Source organism: Pseudomonas brassicacearum (genome assembly GCF_000585995.1).
In the GTDB taxonomy this organism is placed as follows: domain Bacteria; phylum Pseudomonadota; class Gammaproteobacteria; order Pseudomonadales; family Pseudomonadaceae; genus Aquipseudomonas; species Aquipseudomonas brassicacearum_A.
Genome location: NZ_CP007410.1, coordinates 3,562,315 through 3,579,881, shown reverse-complemented (window position 1 = coordinate 3,579,881; position 17,567 = coordinate 3,562,315). Strand labels below are relative to the sequence as shown.

General features: G+C 58.6%; 10 protein-coding genes and 1 pseudogene. 6 read left to right on the top strand and 5 right to left on the bottom strand.

Annotated features, from left to right (window positions below; genetic code table 11):
• Positions 1-30 precede the first annotated feature (30 nt).
• The gene (gene macA / locus CD58_RS15485; protein ID WP_025213909.1) at positions 31-1,182 is read left to right on the top strand and encodes a macrolide transporter subunit MacA; all 1,152 of its coding nucleotides are present in this window, start codon (positions 31-33) and stop codon (positions 1,180-1,182) included.
• 2 nt (positions 1,183-1,184) lie between these two features.
• A complete protein-coding gene (locus CD58_RS15480) occupies positions 1,185-3,146 on the top strand; it encodes a MacB family efflux pump subunit (RefSeq protein WP_025213908.1) in 1,962 nt (653 codons plus the stop codon).
• Between the two features lie 187 nt (positions 3,147-3,333).
• On the opposite strand, the gene CD58_RS15475 is transcribed toward CD58_RS15480, so the two are convergent.
• A complete protein-coding gene (locus CD58_RS15475) occupies positions 3,334-4,674 on the bottom strand; it encodes a diaminobutyrate--2-oxoglutarate transaminase family protein (protein ID WP_025213907.1) in 1,341 nt (446 codons plus the stop codon).
• Positions 4,675-4,965: 291 nt separating this feature from the next.
• Here CD58_RS15475 and CD58_RS15470 point away from each other — a divergent pair, with 291 nt between their 5' ends.
• The 3 genes from CD58_RS15470 to CD58_RS15460 are packed head-to-tail and all read left to right on the top strand — an operon-like array spanning position 4,966 to position 10,576.
• The gene (locus tag CD58_RS15470) at positions 4,966-6,393 is read left to right on the top strand and encodes an efflux transporter outer membrane subunit (RefSeq protein ID WP_025213906.1); all 1,428 of its coding nucleotides are present in this window, start codon (positions 4,966-4,968) and stop codon (positions 6,391-6,393) included.
• 47 nt (positions 6,394-6,440) lie between these two features.
• Positions 6,441-7,493: an efflux RND transporter periplasmic adaptor subunit gene (locus CD58_RS15465; RefSeq protein WP_235195324.1), complete on the top strand. Its 1,053-nt coding sequence runs from the start codon at positions 6,441-6,443 to the stop codon at positions 7,491-7,493.
• Positions 7,490-10,576, top strand: coding sequence for an efflux RND transporter permease subunit (locus tag CD58_RS15460; RefSeq protein ID WP_025213904.1), 3,087 nt, complete (start codon positions 7,490-7,492; stop codon positions 10,574-10,576). Before CD58_RS15465 ends, CD58_RS15460 begins: the two co-directional genes overlap by 4 nt.
• 62 nt (positions 10,577-10,638) lie before the next feature.
• Here the strand turns inward: CD58_RS15460 and CD58_RS15455 are convergent, their stop codons facing one another.
• A complete protein-coding gene (locus CD58_RS15455) occupies positions 10,639-11,505 on the bottom strand; it encodes a helix-turn-helix transcriptional regulator (RefSeq protein ID WP_025213903.1) in 867 nt (288 codons plus the stop codon).
• A 31-nt stretch (positions 11,506-11,536) separates the two neighbouring features.
• On the bottom strand, positions 11,537-12,310 hold the full coding sequence (locus CD58_RS15450) for an acyl-homoserine-lactone synthase (protein WP_025213902.1): 774 nt from the start codon (positions 12,308-12,310) through the stop codon (positions 11,537-11,539).
• Positions 12,311-12,909: 599 nt separating this feature from the next.
• On the opposite strand from CD58_RS15450, the gene CD58_RS15445 reads away from it, so the two are divergent.
• Complete coding sequence (locus CD58_RS15445; RefSeq protein WP_025213901.1) at positions 12,910-13,509, top strand: LysE family translocator; 600 nt, start codon at positions 12,910-12,912, stop codon at positions 13,507-13,509.
• 104 nt (positions 13,510-13,613) lie between these two features.
• Here the strand turns inward: CD58_RS15445 and CD58_RS15440 are convergent, their stop codons facing one another.
• Together CD58_RS15440 and CD58_RS28785 are read right to left on the bottom strand one after the other, a co-directional pair.
• Positions 13,614-14,342: a helix-turn-helix transcriptional regulator gene (locus CD58_RS15440; RefSeq protein ID WP_158482156.1), complete on the bottom strand. Its 729-nt coding sequence runs from the start codon at positions 14,340-14,342 to the stop codon at positions 13,614-13,616.
• Positions 14,343-14,730: 388 nt separating this feature from the next.
• Positions 14,731-17,381, bottom strand: a pseudogene (locus CD58_RS28785) (excinuclease ABC subunit A).
• Positions 17,382-17,567 lie beyond the last annotated feature (186 nt).

Here is a 17,567-nt window from a genome sequence, read left to right as displayed (position 1 = left end):
GGCCTGAAATCAACGCACTCATGGTTATTTATGGAAAAGTCGAAGTTTCGCAAAATCGCTATCGTGCTCGTACTGGTCGTGGTGGCCGGTCTGATTTTCTACAGCGCTCAATCGCCGGGCAAACCGCCGGATTACCTGACTGCTGTGGTCGAGCGCACGGATATCGAGAACGCGGTGCTGGCGTCCGGGACGCTGCAGGGCATCAAGCAGGTCGATGTCGGTGCCCAGGTGTCGGGTCAGCTGAAATCCCTCAAGGTGAAATTGGGCGACAAGGTCAAGAAGGGCCAGTGGCTGGCGGAAATCGACCCGATGCTGGCCCAGAACTCACTGCGCCAGACCCTGGTCAACGAAGAGAACCTGGTGGCTAAGCGGCAGGCGACGGCGGCGCAACTCAAGGACGCCAAGGCCACCTATGATCGCTACAAAAAGCTGCAACCGGACGACGCGATTTCCAAGCAGGAGTACGAAACCGCCGAGTCGAACTACAAGGTGGAAGCGGCCAATCTGCTTTCCCTCGATGCGCAGATCAAGGACGCCCGTATCCAGGTGGAAACCGCGCGGGTCAACCTGGCCTACACCCACATCGTCGCGCCGATCGACGGCTATGTGGTGGGCATCGTGACCCAGGAAGGCCAGACCGTGATCGCCGAACAACTGGCGCCGGTCCTGCTCAAGCTCGCTGACTTGGACACCATGACGGTCAAGGCCCAGGTATCGGAAGCCGATGTGATTCACATCGTCCCCGGCCAAGAGGTGTATTTCACTATCCTGGGGGAATCGGAAAAGCGTTACTACGCCAAGCTGCGCGGCACAGAGCCGGCGCCGCAGAACTTCCTCGAAACCCAGGCCGCCGGGACGCCGAAGCAAAATACCGCGGTGTTCTATAACAGCCTTTTCGACGTGCCGAATCCCGACCATCGCCTGCGCATTTCCATGACGGCCCAGGTGCGTATCGTCCTGGACAAGGCCAAGGACGTATTGACCGTTCCCGTCGCCGCCCTGGGCGCGAAAAACCAGGATGGCAGCTTCGTGGTCCGGGTGCTGGACGCCGAAGGCAAGGCCCAGCCGCGCAACGTGCAGACGGGCATCAACAACAACGTCAGGGCCGAGATCAAGGATGGCCTGGCTGAAGGTGACAAGGTCGTCATCGGCGAGCCGACCCCAGCCGTGGCGGGAGCCTGACCATGACGCGACCATTGTTGGAACTCGAGGGCATCACCCGCAGTTTTATCGCGGGTGAAAAGGCGTTCACGGCGCTCAAGAATATCAACCTGACAATCAATGCAGGCGAGGTGGTCGCGATCACCGGGGCGTCCGGTTCCGGCAAGTCGACCCTGATGAATGTGCTCGGCTGCCTCGACCATCCGAGTTCCGGAAGCTACAAGGTGGACGGCCGCGAAACCGGTTCGATGAGCAATCATGAGCTGGCGGTGTTGCGCCGTGACCACTTTGGTTTCATTTTCCAGCGCTATCATTTGCTGCCGCACTTGAGCGCCTTGCACAACGTCGAGATGCCGGCCATTTATGCCGGTGCCGCCGAGTCGCAGCGACACAGTCGTGCCGGGGAGCTGTTGACGCGCCTGGGGTTGATGGGGCACTTGAGCAATCGGCCCAATCAGCTCTCGGGTGGTCAGCAGCAGCGTGTGAGCATCGCCAGGGCCCTGATGAACGGCGGCGATATCATTCTGGCGGACGAACCCACCGGGGCACTGGACACCACCAGTGGCAAGGAGGTGATGAAGATCCTGCTGGAGCTCAACACGGCGGGGCATACGGTCATCATCGTGACCCACGATGAGAAAGTGGCGGCCCACGCCCAGCGCATCATCGAGATCCGCGACGGCGAGATCGTCAGTGATCGACCCAATCCGCAGCGGCCGCTGGAAGATCAGCCGCCTCAGGAAACACGCCCGGCCAAGGTCAAATCGGCGAACAGCCTGCTCGCCAGCTTCGGACTTTTCAGCGAAGCGTTCAAAATGGCCTGGGTGGCGTTGATCTCGCACCGGATGCGAACCCTGTTGACCATGCTGGGCATCATTATCGGCATCACGTCCGTGGTCTCGATCGTGGCCATAGGCGAAGGGGTCAAGCAATATGTCCTGAAAGACATCCAGGCGATCGGTAGCAATACGATCGAGATCATGCCTGGTGCCGACTGGGGGGACAGTCGCTCGACCGCTATCGAAACATTGGTGTTGTCCGACGTTACGGCCCTGAGCGACCTGTATTACATCGACAGCGCGACCCCCAACGTTGGCCGCAACCTGTTACTGCGTTATGAAAACATCGACCTCAATGCCACCGTCAACGGTGTGAGCGAGAGTTACTTCCAGGTTCGCGGGATCAAGATTGGCGCGGGCGTAGCGTTCAGCAAGGACGATGCCCGGCGGCAGTCACAAGTGGTGGTCATTGACCATAACACGCGCCAGAGATTGTTCGGTCCGCACACCGACCCGCTGGGCAAGGTGATTCTGGTCGACAACCTGCCTTGCACGGTCATCGGCGTGACCGAAGACCGCAAAAGTGTTTTCAACACCAGCAAGAGCCTGAACATCTGGATGCCCTATGAAACGGCCGCCGGCCGGTTGCTGGGCCAGCGTTTCCTGGACAGCATCACGGTACGGATCAAGGACGGGCAACCGAGCAAAGTCGTGGAAGACAACGTCGTCAAGCTCCTGCAGCAGCGCCATGGCATCAAGGACTTCTTCACCTACAACCTCGACAGCGTTCTGCAGACGGTGCAAAAGACCAGCCAGTCGCTGGCGCTGCTGCTCTCGTTGATTGCAATCATCTCGCTCGTGGTGGGGGGCATTGGTGTGATGAACATCATGCTCGTCTCGGTGACCGAACGTACCCGTGAGATTGGTATCCGCATGGCCGTCGGCGCACGTCAGTCCGACATACGCCAGCAGTTCCTGGTGGAGGCGGTGATGGTGTGCCTGTTGGGGGGCACGATTGGCATCGCCTTGTCGTTTGGGATCGGCTACGTCTTCTCGATCTTCGTCAAGGAGTGGCAGATGGTCTTCTCGATGGGATCGATCGTCGCGGCTGTCGTCTGCTCGACCCTGATAGGGATCGTGTTCGGCTTCGTGCCCGCACGCAATGCCGCGCGGCTCGATCCGATCAATGCCTTGGCGCGTGATTGACCCGGGCTACCAGGCTTGAAGCCAGGTACTCCCCCTGTGGTGAGGGGATTTATCCCCGTTGGGCTGCGAAGCAGCCCTCGCAAGGCTGAATGCAATCATCCTGTCACTTAGCGCTGACTGGTTTCAGGGCTGCTTCGCAGCCCAGCGGGAGCAAGCTCCCTCGCCACAGAGGATTGTGCCTGGCCCTTTATACCGCTTCGCGTGCGGCAAGCGAGCGGGTCTCGCCGACCTTTCCGAGCGCGTGTTCGAAGCGCTCCAACACCATGCCGACCTCGGCCTCGGTGATGGTCAGCGGCGGCAGGAACCTGAGCACCGCGCCATGGCGTCCGCCGGTTTCCATCATCAACCCGTTGTCGAAGCAGTTGAGCTTGATGGCGTGTGCCCGCGCGCCGTCGGCCTGGCCGGCGCGCTGGTTGGCCGCCGGCTGGGTGATTTCCACGCCGATCATCAATCCGCGACCGCGGATGTCGCCGATGAATGGAAAACGTTGCGCGATGTCCTCCAGGCCGCTCTCCAACTGCTTGCCCATCCGAGCGGCATGGGCAACGAGATTGTCTTTCCTGATTTGCTGCATGGTTGCCGCTCCGGCAACCATCGCCACCTGATTACCTCGGAAGGTGCCCGCATGCATGCCAGGTTCCCAGGTATCCAGATGCTCGGCATACACGATCACCGCCAGCGGGTAACCGCCTCCGATGGCTTTTGACAGCACCAGGATGTCGGGCACGATGCCCGCGTGCTCAATGGCGAACGTGCTACCGGTGCGGCCCAGTCCGGTCTGGACCTCATCGACGATCAGCAAGATGTCCTGTTCGAGGGTGATTTCCCGCAGGGCCCTCAACCAGTTGGCCGAGGCGGGGATGCAACCGCCTTCACCTTGCACCACCTCGACGATCACTGCCGCCGGTTTGGCAACGCCGCCTTCGGGGTCCGACAGGACGGTGCGGATGTAGTCGATGGACAGTTGATCGGTGTGCTCGCCGTCGGTGCCGAACGGGCATCGAAACCGGTAGGGGAACGGCAGGAAGTGCGTGCCTTGGGCAATCATGCCGTCACCGGTCTTGGGCGACAATTTACCCATCGCCGACAGTGCTCCGGCCGTCATGCCGTGATAGCCGCCGTGGAAGGCCATCAACGGCGAGCGCTTGGTGTAGTGGCGCGCCAGTTTGATGGCCGCCTCGACGGCATCCGAGCCGCTGGGACCGCAGAAAAGAATCTTGCTGGTGGCGCGCATTTTTGCCGGCAGCATCGAGAACAGCTCCTGCACGAACGCATGTTTGGCCGGCGTGGCCAGGTCCAGTGCCTGCTGCAGATGATCGCTGCCGAGGAACTGCATCACGGCGTCGCGGACTTCGGGCGGGTTGTGCCCAAGGGCCAGGGTTCCGGCGTTCGACAGGCAGTCGAGGAACTCCTGGCCGCTGGCGTCCTTGATCCGCATGCCCTTGCCGCTGACGAACAGTCGCTGGAAAGTCTGCGCATAGGTTCGTGCGTTCGACTCGACGTTTTCGAGGTAAGTGAGTGCTTCCATATTCGATCATCCATTGGCTATGGAACGTGAACCGAGCGCGGGTTTATTCATGCCCGATAGCAGGTGCAGCCGTTATTTGGCAGGTCCAGGTCATTTCAACAGGCCCCCGTATTTATCGCGAGTTTTCTTGCCGGCAGCTGTCCCCGTTTTCCACGCCAGACATCAAATCCGGCCCGGGGTTAAATAACTGCCACACGAGCTTCATCAAGCCATCGTCAATAACTGCCACCTCCCTGAGTTGTGCCGGGTGCCTTGCTGTTTTTCACCTTTGTCACCCCCCTAGAGAACGCTATGCATGTCTTCAAGCCCCCAGGGATATTGCTGGTGACACTGTGTGCGGTGGCCTTGAGTGGCTGCGTATTGGGCCCGGACTATCGGGTGCCAGACGTCCCGATCGCCGCCAAATGGCAAGCCCCGTTGCCACACGGCGCGTCCGTGGTGGCATTGGCCGACTGGTGGCAGCAGTTCGATGACCCGGCATTGGCCGAGCTGTTGCGCCTGTCCGAAACCGATAGCCCCTCCATGGATGAGGCCTGGGCCAATATCTCGCTGGCCCGGGCAACCGCCGCCAGTGATGCCGCGGATGCCTTGCCCAAGATTGACGGCAGATTGTCCGGCGGCCGGGGCGGGCAACAGACTGGTGCTGAACGCCTGGGTGGGTCAGGTTCGTCGGCCACGATGGATGCGGCCTGGGAGCTCGATATGTTCGGCAAGTTACGGCGCAACAATGAAGCGGCGAAATCCCGTGTCGAGGCACGGGTGGATGACTGGCATGACGCGCGGGTTTCCCTGGCGGCCCAGGTGGGCGATTACTACGTGCAATACCGCGGCTGCCAGAAGCTGGTGCTGGCCTACACGGATCAGGCCCAGTCCCAACAAGACACTGCCCGCATCACTCGCCAGTCGTTCGGGGCCGGCTTCACTTCTTCCGCCGACGCAGCCCTGGCCGATGCCAGCGCCGCCAGCAGCGCTGCGACCCTGGTCCAGCAGCAGAGTGAATGCCAGGTGCTGCTCAAAAGCCTGGTCGCGCTGACGGGCAGTGATGAAGGGCGGCTGCTGGAGGTGCTCGGGCAGACGCCGGCGCAACTGCCCCAGCCGGCCGAACTCCAGGTGCGGCAGATTCCAGCCGACCTGTTGCGTCAGCGTCCGGACGTCGCCTCCAGCGAACGAGAGCTGGCAGCGGCGAATGCCGAGATCGGCGTGGCCCAGGCTGAACGGCTGCCGAGCCTGAGTCTTTCCGGCACCTTTTCCGTGGGCACCATGGTGGGCCAGCGTAACCGCTCCTGGTCGCTGGGCCCGGTGCTGTCGATTCCGCTGTTCGATGGGGGCAAGCGCCGCGCGGCGGCGGACGGTGCCGAGGCCTCTTATGACGCCGCCCTGGCGGTCTATCGCCAGACGCTGCGCACCAGCGTGATGGAAGTGGAACAGGCCCTGGTGCGTCTCGATGCGGCACGTCGCCGGGAGTCGGATGTGGCGCGTTCCACCGCCGGTTTTCGTGAGTCTTTCGAGGCCATTGACCGCAACTGGCAAGCCGGCAACGTCAGCCTGCTGGACCGTGAAACCGCGCGCCGCCAGGCACTGACGGCCGAGATCGAATTGATCACCTTGCAGCAGGACCAAGTGCGCTACTGGATCGCCTTGTACAAGGCATTGGGCGGTGGCTGGCAAGCCAGTCAACCCCTGGCGCGGAACCAGGCAATGCGTGGAGAAGGTACGTGAGGGCGAGGTCAGGTAAATATGCGCTGGCATTCGTCGTCATCGCCGTGGTGGTGGCGTTGATCTATTTGCGCCGTGGCACCGAACCGGCCGTGGCCGCTCCCAATGTCAGTAGCTTGAGCGTGGAGGTGGTCCAGGCGCGGCGCCAGGTCTGGCCGCAATTATTATTCGCCAATGGCGCGCTCGCGCCCTGGCAGGAAGCGGTCATCAATGCCGAGACCAGTAGCCTGCGCATTGCCAGCATCGAGGCCGATGTGGGCAGCCGGGTGAAGAAAGGTCAATTGCTGGCCACGCTGGCCTCTGAAACGGTCGTCGCCGAAGAAAGCAAACAGAAGGCGCTCGTCGCCCAGGCGGAGGCCAATCTGGAGCAGGCCCGATCCAATGATCGTCGCGCCAAAGTCGTCGGACAGGGTGGGGCGTTGTCGGAACAGCAGCGCGAAGACTATCGAATCAAAGTAGCCCTCGCCGAAGCTGACCTCGCCAGCGCCCGCGCCGAATTGCAGAGCACTCGGATCAGGCTCAAGCAGACGCGCATCGTGGCGGTGGATGACGGCGTCATTTCGGCGCGCACGGCGTTGCTCGGCAAGGTGCTCTCCGCCGGCGACGAGCTGTTTCGCCTGGTGCGCGACAGCCGTATCGAATGGCAGGCCGAGCTGGATGCCCGCCAGCTCGCTCAAGTACAGGCCGGCCAGGTCGCCCGCATGACATTGCCCGACGGTCGGAGCCTGGAAGGGCGGGTACGGTTGGTGTCGCCGACCTTGAATACCAAGACCAGCCGGGCGCTGGTCTACATCTCCCTGCCAACCGACAGCGCTGCCCAGGCCGGCATGTATGCCAGCGGCCAGATCGAGCTGGCGCCCCGCGAGGCGCTCACAGTGCCGGACACCGCCGTTATCCTGCGTGACGGCCGTTCTTATGTGTTCACACTCAATGATGACATGCATGTCGTCCAGCGGCCGGTGGTGGTCGGCAGGCGCCTGCACCAGGCCGTGGAAATCCTCAGCGGTCTCGACGAGCCGGCCCGGATCGTGCGCGCCGGCGGTGCGTTTCTCAATGACGGCGCGAGTGTGACCCTCGTTCAAGCCCAGGTTGCGCAGCCATGAATATTTCAGCCCTGTCGATCCGCTATCCGGTGCCGGCCGTGATGCTGTTCATTTTGCTGACGCTCTTCGGCCTGTCGGGTTTTGGCAAACTCGCCATCCAGGACTTTCCGGACATGGACCTGCCGGTGGTGGTGATCAGCGCCTCATTGGAAGGCGCGGCGCCCGAGCAGCTGGAAACGGAAGTGGCGCGCAAGATCGAGGACAAACTGACCTCCCTGCGTTTGCTCAAGCACGTGACGACGACCATCACCGATGGCACCGTCAACATCAGCGTCAGCTTTGACATCGACAAGGATGGCAACGAGGCACTGAACGAAGTGCGTAACGCGGTGGACAGCGCGATGCCGCAGCTGCCGGCGAGCCTGGATACACCATCGGTTTCGCGGATGACCACCAGCGCCTCGGCGTTGCTCACCTATGTCATCGACTCTGACAATCTGGATGAAGAAGGCTTGTCGTGGTTCGTCGACAATGAGCTGAGCAAACAGCTGCTGGCGGTACCCGGGGTAGCAATGATCGCGCGCGTGGGCGGTGTCGACCGGGAGGTCCAGGTCAATCTCAACCCGGCCCTGATGGCGGGGCTGGGCATTCGGGTAACGGACGTGGCCAGCCAGTTGCGGGCCATGCAAAAGGACAACTCCGGTGGCCAGGGCAACCTGGGCAGTGGCCAGCAGGCCATGCGGACCTTGGGGGCCATTGACGATCCGGCGGCGCTCGGTGCCATCGATATTCCCAGCGGCGACGGTCGTCTGCTGGCGTTGAGTCAGTTGGCCGATATTCGCGACACCCACGCTGAACGCAGCACCCGGGCGTTTCGCGATGGCAGGCCGGTGATCGGCTTCCAGGTCACCCGTTCCCTGGGGTTCTCCGATGTCGGTGTGGCCAACGACGTGCGCAAGGCCATGACCACGTTTGTGGAGCAGCATCCCAACGTGCAGATCGTGGAGGCCAACGACACGGTCAAGGCCGTCCTCGCCAATTATCACGACTCGATGAACCTGCTCTACGAAGGCATGCTGCTGGCGGTGTTGGTGGTCTGGTGGTTCTTGCGGGACTGGCGCGCCACGCTCATCGTCGCCACGGCACTGCCGCTGTCGATCATCCCCACCTTTGGCGTGATGTACCTGGCCGGGTTTACGCTCAACGCCGTTTCCCTGCTGGCCCTGGCGTTGGTCATCGGTGTGCTGGTGGACGATGCCATCGTCGAAATCGAGAACATCGCCCGGCATTTGCGCATGGGCAAGACCCCGCTTCAAGCCGCCACTGAGGCTGCGGATGAAATCGGTCTGGCGGTGCTCGCCACGACCGTCACCCTGGTTGCGGTGTTTCTACCCACGGCGTTCATGGGGGGCATCGCCGGGAAACTGTTCCGCCAGTTCGGTGTGACGGCTTCGGTTGCGCTGTTGTTTTCCCTGCTGGTGGCGCGGGTGTTGACACCCATGATGGCGGCCTATTTCCTCAAGGCAAAAAATGAAACCGCCCACGACGGCCCGTTGATGACCCGTTACCTGGGCTGGATTCACACCAGCCTGACCCGGCGCAAGACGACGATGTGCCTGGCCAGCCTGTGCTTTGTCGGCGCCTTGGCACTGATTCCGTTGCTGCCCACCAGTTTCCTGCCTGCGCAGGACACCGGACGCAGCAAAATAACCTTGGAGCTGCCGCCCGGCACGACGTTGGAGCAAACCACCGCCACGGCATTGCAAGCCAGCGAAAGGCTGCGCGACATGCCAGACGTCAAACACACCTTTGTCTCGGTAGGGACCGCCAGCAGTTCGGGCTCTGGGCCTGCCGGTATCACCGGCGCCAGCGATGCGGTCCTGACGGTGGAACTGGTCGCTCGGGACGCGCGTGATCGCAAGCAGGTGGAGGTGGAAGCGGAAATGCGCCAAGTGCTGCGTTCACTGCCAGGGGTGCGTGTCAATGTTGGCGGCGATGGCAGCGGAGAGAAGCTCAATATCGTGCTCGCCAGTGACGATGGTGATCTGCTGGAGCGCACGGCAAGCACCTTGGAACCGCAGCTGCGTGAATTGCACGGGATCGGAAATGTGTCGTCGAGCAGCGCCCTGCAGCGCCCGGAAATCCAGATGCGCCCGAATTTCGCCCGCGCTGCGGAACTGGGCATTACCAGCCAGGAAATCGCCGATACCTTGCGCATGGCGACCTACGGCGAATACTCCTCGCAGCTGGGTAAAATCAATCTGTCCCAACGCCAGGTCGATGTACGGGTGCGTATGGATTCGCTGTTACGCGATGACCTGCAGGCAATCAGTCAGTTGCGCGTGACCGGTCGAGACGGCCAGGTGGCCATGTCTTCGTTGGGGGACATCAGCATGGGCAGTGGGCCAGCGCAAATCAGTCGGATGGACCGTCTGCGCAATATCACCCTGTCTATCGAGCTCAACGGTCGCAATCTGGGTGAGGTCATGGCCGAAGCCAGTCAATTGCCGGGAATGCGCAATCTCCCAGCCGAAGTGAAGCAGGTGGAGCTGGGCGAACTGCAGCTGATGACCGAATTGTTCGGAAGTTTCAGTCTGGCCATGGCCATCGGTGTGTTTTGTATCTATTCGGTCCTGGTGCTGTTGTTTCATGACTTTTTGCAACCGGCGACGATTCTTTCGGCGCTGCCGCTCTCGCTGGGTGGCGCGCTGCTGGCCTTGTTGGTGTGCAACTTCAGTTTTTCCCTGCCATCCGTCATCGGTTTGCTGATGTTGATGGGGATCGTGACCAAGAACTCCATTCTGTTGGTGGAATACGCGATCATGGCCCGCCGCGATTATGGCCTGAACCGATACGATGCATTGGTGGATGCCTGTCACAAGCGCGCCCGGCCGATCCTGATGACCACCGTTGCCATGGGCGCCGGGATGTTACCGACCGCGATGGGGATGGGGGAAGACCCGAGTTTCAGGCAGCCGATGGCGGTGGTGGTGATGGGTGGTTTGCTGACGTCGACGCTGTTGAGTCTATTGGTCGTGCCGGTGATTTTCACTTATGTGGACGATGCGCTGGAGTGGTTGAAGCGTCGAACTCGCAGGCCAATGGAAAAAGGCGTGACAGGGGAAAGAAGTGCAGGGGGGTGAACAACAATCCCCCAACAAATACTCGATTCATATAGTGATCGAGCAATCGTTGGGGGCAAGTTTCATACGGCTTGTTGAATCACGCTATTGCCGCTCCATTCGACGTGGGTGGGTGTGGCATCCATCGAGTGCATCCATCGGATAAGCGAACGGCGTCCGCCAATCCCCATTTTTATGGCGGCACGTTTCAGATAGCTTTCGACTGTGTTGACTTTCAGGTTCAGTTGTTCGGCAAGTTCAGGTGCGGTGCGCCCGGCCAGCAGACCCACGCACACTTCTGTTTCGCGAGAAGACAAACTCAATCCTGACAACAGCAGTCGATCGGCAAATCTTTGGCGTAGCGCTTCCATGCCTCCGCTTTCCGAAACATCCAAGGGCAGGCAAGGGTCCTGCCGAACGGATTCCGACGGAACCAGAGCGGCAACGTGTTCCTCGACCATGGGCAATAAAAGGCAGGAGAAGTCTTTCAGCAGTGCATGTTCCTGCGGGGAAAATCCTTTGGAAAAAGGTGATCGATATACGGACAGTACATAACGACGACCATTTTTCCGGGTGGTCAGATGCAGTTGGGTGGTTGTGTTGTAGGAAAGCGCTTTATCCGGACGCTCGCGTGGGAGCAGACATCGGGAGAAATTGGCTACTTTTTGTGGAGCAGCATCTTCAAAAAAAATATCGTCGGCCAGGAAAAAAGGCTTTGCTGTATGAGCGTCCATGATGGCGTCGATGCATGTATTGTCCATGCCGACGCATCCTATACTGGAGGTGCTCGGTTCAGAAATATTACTTGTGCCTATCCTTTGCTCGGTAATATGCGTTGCGTCTACGGGTATTTCCGTGAGTATCAGGTCGTGCAGCATGCGAGGAAAATTGCGGCTGCCTGTACTGGCAATAACTTTGCCAACGTGCGGGAATAATCGTTGTAGGTTCATCCTTTCTCCAAACTCATACCAAGTGTTTGATTTATAGCTGCAGCTCAGTGTGCATAGGTCTCTTTGCTGGAATGTTTCGATTAGGGAGTGTCTGGCCGATATCCAAGGATTTATGGAGTGTGCCTGACGAACGGCATGTCTGGTGGGATTGGTTATAGATGCGGGTTCTATTAATAGCGTTCTTGCTAAGGACCTCCTCATAAGTTGCATAGGAGCAAGGCAGTGTTCCGTAAATGATCTTTTCGCCCTTCGAGCCTAATGCGATATTGCGTCTGTCAACGGTCCATCCGGAACGTTTAAGAATTTTTTCCATCATGGTGTCAACGACAATTTCATAGAGGTGTATATTTTGTTGTTGGGCGAACTTAATCATTGACAGGAAAAGTGCCGCTGTGCGAATGTCTACATTAGCTTGAGTGAGTTCTCCCGTGGTGAAACTGTCAGTCGAAAGTGCGAATCTAGTGGCTTCCCAGCAATAGCGTGAACAGGGTCTGGGTTGGTCGGTTGGAAGAATGAAACTCAAGGCGCCATTCATAAGTGTCGGTTTGTTGGAGGGCCGCAGTCGAACACAGCCGGTCACCCGGTCGTTGATATGGGCATAGATATAAATCGCGTCGAGGTCGTCGTATTCATCCCACTCGTAAGCGCTGCCTTGATAACTTTCAATGTCCCATTTTTTTCTGTCGATGAAGGCTAGTTTGCGAATGGATAATATTTGTTCCAGGGTGTTGAGTGGGATTTGCGAGTAGCTTGCGACGCTGGTAGATACGCCGGAAAATTGATAGGTAGAGGGTGAGTAGTTCATGGGCGCGAATTCTTGGCTGCGGGTGAAGCTACTGTTAACTTTGCACTAACGCATTTCAACTGTACTAAAGTACAGTCTTTGATTTATAGAGTGGATAGCCTAATTAGTGGGCAGGTTTCAGCGCTGCCTTATAATCATTAGTAAGGGTGTTAGTTGGTCGATTCGTATCACTGAGAATCCAAGAAAGTATAGGGGTGGTAGTGGCGAATTGGGATTATTCAAGTATGGATGATCCGCACGGATGGTGGAATATGGCTATCATTTTTTTGACGTTCGATAAAATTTCGTCGCTAACCGGTTGATCTCAGTCGGTTCGAAAAATTGACGCATTCCGAGTTTAACTTGCTGCATGTAATCAACGGGTAATACAGATGTGGGAGCGTTGCTGTCGTGGGCGGATCTTTTTCTTGCCTGCGATTGCAACGACGACAATCTGCGAGTTTGAAACGGTGAGTGGCACATTGATGTTGGTCTAGTGTGATTGCTCTATTAGTGGATTGGTCTGACCTCATATGACTTGCGTGTGATGTCGTATGGAAAATAATGGATTGATCTGACCCTGAAGAATGAGTCGCGAGGCTCCTGCTATGGATAACGCTATGAACTATATTGCGCTTACGCTGATGACGGTATTGTTGGTTCCGGGACCGACGAACTCATTGTTGCTGCAAACTGGCATAAACCGGGGGTTCAATGCCCGCTCAATGAGGTTCGTTGGCGCGGAGTGGCTGGCCTACATTATTCAGATGACAATGTGGGGGGTGTTCATTGATATGCTGATTACCGACCATTCGTGGGTAGTGATCGCAACCAAGATTTTTGCCGTGTGCTTCTTGTTTTATATTTCCTTGAAACTGTGGTTCTCGGTAAAAGACAATGCTTTGGACGCCCCTGCGGGTATTTCAGTGCCTGATCTGTTCGTGGCAACGCTGACAAATCCCAAAGGGTTGTTTTTTGTTTCATTCGTTGCACCTGCGGGTACATTTTTGTCGCTGGATAGTTACCTGTCATTCATGTTGCTATTTTCGGTGATTATTTTCCCGGTAGGACTTGTCTGGATCGCGGCAGGCGCCTTTTGTGGTCGTAAATTACACGCGATTGTATCGGGGCGATTTTTAAGTCGAGCCATTTCTTTGGTCATTGGATTGTTCGCGTGTGGCATGCTTTTCAATATTGCATCACAGGCGGGGTTTGCTTGAGTCCGCGATGCTTATCGAGTTGGGCATGGCGTCGGATCTGGACTGTTGGACCGGCGCCAGGGTTGCGCAAGGGAGTGTGGGTTGGATGGATAGCAGAGGGGGATTTAAACGAGGTTCAATTGGACGGCTTTAAACATCGCTTGCTTGACATTGGTGCAGTCCAGTTTTTCAGTCATCTGCTTGGCATGAAATTTCACCGTGCGTTCGGTGATATTCATGATCAAGCCTATTTCCTTATAGTTTTTTCCCAGTGCGAGCCAGCGCAGGAATTCAATTTCCCTGGGTGAAAGTTTTAGATTGCTTTCAATGCTGGCTTCCGCGGGGCGGTGTTGGTTGGCGATGATGCTGAGGGTTTGTATGATCACCAGGTTCGACCGGACAATAACGGGGAAGTCGGGATCATTTTCTTCGGAAGATAAATGAATGGAGCCGAAGGATCTGCCGGGTTCATGAATCGGAACGGTGTACCCTTGCTGGATGCCGTAGGAGGCTGACTGATCGAATATTTCGGGATTATTGTCTACCTCTTGCGGAATTTCATCCCAGAAGAACGGGGTGGCAGTAATGGCGGCGTTGGCCATGACCGGGTCTGATTTGTAGAGTGAGTTCTTGCGATAGGTTTCAACCCATTCGGCGGGGTAATTACTGTAGATGGAGATTTTCGAGTTGTTGAAAGGTGTGGGTTCCAAGTGAACATAAGCAAATTTATTGATGCCCAGTTTTGCGAATATCCACCCGAGTATTTCGGTGTACTCGTTCTTGTCGACACCTGGCAGGTTGTTTTCCACCTCTTGAATTAAACTTAAAAGGTGGCTTGAGATGGGATTGAGCATAATAGACACGCTCGAAAAAATTCGATATAAAACCATGGCGTAGCCAGGCGCTTTACCTTATGGCGCGCCAAGCGGAATTCGAAGTTGTATAGCGTTGGTATCAACAACCACAAGCGAGTTTTATAGCCCCAGTCAGCGCTCCGAAGAGGCGCGTCTTAGCGGGTGTTGTCCAGTTCATCGGGAATCGCTTCAGGGAGCGATAAGGGCGTCTCGTCCCCCCGTGAAACTCTATTTCTCTCAACAAGGTTGATGTCATTGCGCCTCCTGGCATGTATAGCCTCACGCTTTTTGAACCGTGAGGCCGCAGTTAAGCTCGACTACTGAAACGATTAACTGGGAGGTAGTATAGACAACTTTTCCGAGGCAGTGAGAAACATTGAAAAAAGCGTTAATTTTCAAGCTGTAGAGCCCTTTTGAGGAACGCTGCCGTTCGACTGTCCCCGCATCCAGCCACCGTCTCCGGATCTCCGCAGACCACAACTTTTCCGCCCTGGGTTCCAGCCCCCGGGCCGACATCGATGACCCAGTCACTTTGGGCCACCACCCGCATGTCATGCTCCACTACAACCACCGTATGCCCGTCCTCCACCAGTCGATTCAATTGCACCAGCAGACGATCGACGTCCTGGGGATGCAGTCCGTTAGTCGGCTCATCCAGTACATACAAAGTCGCTCCTCGGGCCTTGCGCTGCAGTTCCGTCGCCAGCTTGATCCGCTGTGCCTCGCCGCCGGACAGTTCCGTGGCCGGTTGGCCTAGGCGCAGATAGCCTAATCCAATGTCCTGCAGCACTTGCAGCGAACGCCTCGCCGCCGCTTGCTCGGAAAACACCTCGAGTGCCTGGTTCACGGTCAGTTGCAGCACCTGGGAAATGTTCAACCCCTGCCAGTTCACTTCCAGGGTCTGCGGGTTGTAGCGTGCGCCGTGGCAGGTAGGGCAGGGCGCGTATACGCTGGGCATGAACAACAACTCGACGCTGACGAAGCCCTCACCCTCACAGGTCTCGCAACGGCCCTTGGCGACGTTGAAGGAAAACCGTCCGGCATCGAATCCCAGTTCTCGAGCCTGCTCCGTCGCAGCGAACAGTTTTCGCACGTGGTCGAACAGCCCGGTGTAGGTGGCGAGGTTGGAGCGCGGGGTACGCCCGATGGGTTTCTGGTCTACCTGGACCAGGCGCTTGATTGCGTCGAGGCCGGCACTGACGCGACCGCCGCTGGTTTGCACCGGTTCATCCTCGAGGCTTTGTTCGTCGGCGTCGGCGGTCGGGCTGGCCTGGCCCAGATGAGCGCCCACCAGATCCAAGAGGGCTTGGCTGACGAGGCTGGATTTACCCGAGCCAGAGATGCCGGTCACGGCCGTGAAGCAGCCCAAAGGAAAGGCTGTGCTCAGGTTGTCAAGGTTGTTGCGGGTGATGCCTTCCAGGCGTAGCCAGTCCTTGGGTGCTCGGGGGTTGCGTGCAGCGGCGTGATCTTCGGCAAAGAGGTAGGCGCGGGTTCGTGACTCAGGCACCTGTTCAAGACTGGCGGGTGGACCGCTGTAGAGGACTTTCCCGCCTTGCTCACCGGCATCCGGCCCCACATCGATGAGCCAGTCCGCGCGGCGCATGGTGTCCAGGTCGTGCTCGACCACAAACACTGAGTTGCCGGCAGCCTTGAGGCGTTGCAGGGCGTCGAACAACGCTTCGCTGTCAGCCGGGTGCAGGCCGGCGGAAGGCTCGTCCAGCACGTAGATCACGCCGAATAGCTGGGAGTTGAGCTGGGTCGCCAGGCGCAGGCGTTGCAACTCGCCGGAGGACAGTGTCGGTGTGCTGCGCTCCAGGGCCAGGTAGCCAAGGCCGAGGTCGATGAGGGTGACGATCCGCTCCAGCAGTTCAGCGGCGATGCGCTGGGCAGCGAGGCGCTTTTCCAGGGAAAGGTTGGGGGTATGGCGAGCGTCCGGTCCTCCGGCGTGAGGGTTGTCGCCCCGGCGGCGCGTTGTTCACGAGCCAATCGGGTTTGCCGATGAGTAAGGACTTCCCCTGGTTCTTCGGCTTGCTCCAGATAAACCGGTGCCACGACCTCTTTGAGCACCTGGGCAAGTTCCAGCAAAGGCAGGTGGGACAGTTCGGCGATGTCCAGGCCGGCGAAGGTGACCGTCAATGCCTCGCGTTTGAGGCGTTTGCCTTCACACAAGGGGCAGGGGCTGGCGCGCATGTATTGCGCCACGCGTTTGCGCATCTGGGCACTTTGGGAGTGCATGAAGGTGTGCAGCAAGTAACGTCGGGCGCCGCTGAACGTGCCCTGGTAACTGGGTTCGAGCTTGCGTTTTAGGGCTGCTCGGGTCTGGGCCGGGGTAAGCCCGGCGTACACGGGAACGGTGGGTGTTTCTTCGGTGAAAAGAATCCAGTCGCGCTGCTTTTTCGGCAGGTCACGCCAGGGAATATCGACGTCATAACCCAGGGTCACCAGGATGTCCCGCAGGTTCTGGCCTTGCCAGGCCATGGGCCAGGCCGCCACTGCGCGTTCGCGGATGGTCAGCGACGGATCGGGCACCATGGACGCTTCTGTCACTTCGTAGACGCGTCCCAGGCCGTGGCATTCCGGGCAGGCGCCTTGCGGCGTATTGGGCGAGAAATCCTCGGCATAGAGCATCGGTTGGTCGGCCGGGTAGCTGCCGGCGCGGGAGTAGAGCATGCGTATCAGGCTCGACAGGGTGGTGACGCTGCCCACTGACGATCGAGCGCTGGGTGTGCCGCGCTGTTGCTGTAACGCTACCGCCGGCGGCAGGCCCTCGATGCTGTCTACATCCGGCACACCCACCTGATCGATCAGGCGTCGCGCATAGGGCGCGACGGACTCGAAGTAGCGGCGCTGTGCCTCGGCGTAGAGCGTGGAGAAGGCCAGCGACGACTTGCCGGAACCCGACACACCGGTGAACACCACCAAGGCATTGCGGGGGATGTCCACGTCGACATTCTTGAGATTGTGTTCGCGGGCGCCACGTACCCGGACGAAACCGGTGTTTTCAGGCAATGGGGTGGTGGGACCGGAGCGTGGGGGCATGGAGCGTTCCTTGTTTGCGTCTGCTCAACGCGTTGAGGCTTTCTGGCGAAACGGCGTCACTCGGAGAATGGAACCTGAGTCACAGCACTGATATTTATGCGACCGGGTTCGTCGATTCTCGTGCAATAAAAATTTACTCCGAAGCGAAGAGATGAGAAAAGCTTCGCAATTGTCATGGAAACGGAC